This is a genomic window from Bacillus cereus group sp. BfR-BA-01524 (assembly GCF_022662595.1).
GTDB lineage: Bacteria > Bacillota > Bacilli > Bacillales > Bacillaceae_G > Bacillus_A > Bacillus_A thuringiensis_S.
In genome coordinates, this window is record NZ_JAKUDW010000411.1 from 1 (window position 1) to 244 (window position 244).

Genomic DNA, 244 nt, shown 5'->3' on the forward strand with positions numbered 1-244 from the left:
GCAAGTGAAGAAAGAAAATGTAGGAAATATAGTATCGCCGCAAGTGAAGAAAGAAAATGTAGGAAATATAGTATCGCCGCAAGTGAAGAAAGAAAATGTAGGAAATATAGTGTCACCGCAAGTGAAGAAAGATAACGTAGGGAATATAATATCGCCACAAGTGAAGAAAGAGAATGTAGGAAATATAGTGTCACCAAATGTATCGAAAGAAAATGTAGTTATTCCACAAGTCATACCGCCAAAT

At 35.7% G+C, this 244-nt stretch carries 1 pseudogene; it reads left to right on the top strand.

Annotated features, from left to right (window positions below):
- Window positions 1–244 (top strand): annotated as a pseudogene (locus tag MR170_RS31685) (peptigoglycan-binding protein LysM); the annotation flags it as partial.